Consider the following 3,215-nt stretch of genomic DNA (forward strand, 5'->3'; position numbering starts at 1 on the left):
TTGTTCTCGACCGTACATCGAGAACCACATAGTGGACGCTTGCAGCTTATTCAAACTGGTGTGTTATCAAATTATTGGCTTATTAGTACCGGTCAGCTCCAAGGGTCTTTAGTCCCCTCTTCCACATCCGGCCTATCAACGCAGTAGTCTAGCTGCGAGCCTCTCCCCCGAAGGGATGGAAATCTCATCTCGAAGCCGGCTTCCCGCTTAGATGCTTTCAGCGGTTATCCGTTCCGAACGTAGCTAATCAGCGGTGCTCCTGGCGGAACAACTGACACACCAGAGGTTCGTCCATCCCGGTCCTCTCGTACTAGGGATAGATCTTCTCAAATTTCCTGCGCGCGCAGCGGATAGGGACCGAACTGTCTCACGACGTTCTAAACCCAGCTCGCGTACCGCTTTAATGGGCGAACAGCCCAACCCTTGGGACCTACTCCAGCCCCAGGATGCGACGAGCCGACATCGAGGTGCCAAACCATGCCGTCGATATGGACTCTTGGGCAAGATCAGCCTGTTATCCCCGAGGTACCTTTTATCCGTTGAGCGACAGCGCTTCCACAAGCCACTGCCGGATCACTAGTCCCGACTTTCGTCCCTGCTCGACTTGTCAGTCTTACAGTCAAGCTCCCTTGTGCACTTACACTCGACACCTGATTGCCAACCAGGTTGAGGGAACCTTTGGGCGCCTCCGTTACTTTTTAGGAGGCAACCGCCCCAGTTAAACTACCCACCAGGCACTGTCCCTGAACCGGATCACGGTTCGAAGTTAGATATCCAATATGACCAGAGTGGTATTTCAACGTTGACTCCACCTGAACTAGCGTCCAAGCTTCACAGTCTCCCACCTATCCTACACAAGCCACACCGAACACCAATACCAAGCTGTAGTAAAGGTCACGGGGTCTTTCCGTCCTGCTGCGCGTAACGAGCATCTTTACTCGTAATGCAATTTCGCCGAGTTCGCGGTTGAGACAGCTGGGAAGTCGTTACGCCATTCGTGCAGGTCGGAACTTACCCGACAAGGAATTTCGCTACCTTAGGATGGTTATAGTTACCACCGCCGTTTACTGGGGCTTAAATTCTCAGCTTCGCCTTGCGGCTAACCGTTCCTCTTAACCTTCCAGCACCGGGCAGGCGTCAGTCCGTATACATCGTCTTGCGACTTGGCACGGACCTGTGTTTTTAGTAAACAGTCGCTTCCCACTGGTCTCTGCGGCCTTCGAACGCTCCCGGAGCTAGTCCGTTCACGCCTCAGGCCCCCCTTCTCCCGAAGTTACGGGGGCATTTTGCCGAGTTCCTTAACCACGATTCTCTCGATCTCCTTAGTATTCTCTACCTGATCACCTGAGTCGGTTTGGGGTACGGGTGACTAAAACCTCGCGTCGATGCTTTTCTTGGCAGCATAGGATCACTGATTTCGCCCTTACGGGCTACCCATCGGGTCTCAGCCGTTGTGAGAGACGGATTTGCCTATCTCTCGGCCTACATCCTTAGACCGGGACAACCATCGCCCGGCTCAGCTACCTTCCTGCGTCACACCTGTTAATACGCTAACCGCACCAGCATAGGGTCGCACGCTAGGCCCCACGCGTCACCCCGAAGGGATCCGTCTAGGGGATTCAGATGCTTAGCATTACTGGATTAGCTTGGGCGGTTTTTCGCCAGTACGGGAATATAAACCCGTTGTCCATCGACTACGCCTGTCGGCCTCGCCTTAGGTCCCGACTTACCCAGGGCGGATTAGCCTGGCCCTGGAAACCTTGATCTTTCGGAGGACGGGTTTCTCACCCGTCTTTCGCTACTCATGCCTGCATTCTCACTCGTGTAGCCTCCACGGCTGGTTTACACCGCCGCTTCGCTGGCCACACGACGCTCTCCTACCCATCAACACGGCTGAACCAACACCACAAGGGTGCGGCTTACCAAAAATATCAATGCCACAACTTCGGTGGCGTGCTTGAGCCCCGTTACATTGTCGGCGCGGAATCACTTGACCAGTGAGCTATTACGCACTCTTTCAAGGGTGGCTGCTTCTAAGCCAACCTCCTGGTTGTCTGTGCAACTCCACATCCTTTCCCACTTAGCACGCGCTTTGGGACCTTAGTTGGTGGTCTGGGTTGTTTCCCTCTCGACGATGAAGCTTATCCCCCACCGTCTCACTGCTGCGCTCTCACTTACCGGCATTCGGAGTTTGGCTGACGTCAGTAAGCTTTTAGGCCCCATCGGCCATCCAGTAGCTCTACCTCCGGCAAGAAACACGCAACGCTGCACCTAAATGCATTTCGGAGAGAACCAGCTATCACGAAGTTTGATTGGCCTTTCACCCCTATCCACAGCTCATCCCCTCCATTTTCAACTGAAGTGGGTTCGGTCCTCCACGACGTCTTACCGTCGCTTCAACCTGGCCATGGATAGATCACTTCGCTTCGGGTCTAGGACATGCGACTGAATCGCCCTATTCAGACTCGCTTTCGCTACGCATTCCCCTCTCGGGTTAAGCTCGCCACATATCACTAACTCGCAGGCTCATTCTTCAAAAGGCACGCTGTCACCAGAACAAAGCTGGCTCCAACGGTTTGTAAGCAAACGGTTTCAGGTACTATTTCACTCCCCTCCCGGGGTACTTTTCACCTTTCCCTCACGGTACTTGTTCACTATCGGTCATGTAGGAGTATTTAGGCTTATCAGGTGGTCCTGACAGATTCACACGGGATTTCTCGGGCCCCGTGCTACTTGGGATACTCTTCGGGCGATTGCTGCATTTCGACTACGGGGTTCGCACCCTCTATGACCAGGCTTTCAATCCTGTTCGTCTATACAACGTTCTAACCCTCACTGTTCGGCAGAAGCAGCAGAAAAGTCCCGCAACCCCGACCATGCAACGCCTGCCGGCTATCACACATGATCGGTTTAGCCTCATCCGGTTTCGCTCGCCACTACTAACGGAATCACTATTGTTTTCTCTTCCTGTGGGTACTGAGATGTTTCACTTCCCCACGTTCCCTCTACCCGCCCTATATATTCAGGCGGGAGTCACCAGGTCACCTCACGGGCCTGGCGGGGTTTCCCCATTCGGACATCCTCGGATCACAGTTCGTTTATCAACTCCCCGAGGCTTATCGCAGATTACTACGTCCTTCTTCGGCTCTACATGCCAAGGCATTCACCGTTTGCTCTTAGAAATTTGAAATCACATGAGTTTGAATCGATTGGTG

At 53.6% G+C, this 3,215-nt stretch carries 1 rRNA gene; it reads right to left on the bottom strand.

What is annotated here, in order from left to right:
* Nucleotides 1–62: 62 nt before the first annotated feature.
* Nucleotides 63–3,190: ribosomal RNA gene (locus E3O32_RS12220) — 23S ribosomal RNA — on the bottom strand.
* Between the last annotated feature and the right edge of the window lie 25 nt (nt 3,191–3,215).

It is taken from the genome of Cryobacterium mannosilyticum (assembly GCF_004402705.1).
GTDB classification, from domain to species: Bacteria; Actinomycetota; Actinomycetes; order Actinomycetales; family Microbacteriaceae; genus Cryobacterium; species Cryobacterium mannosilyticum.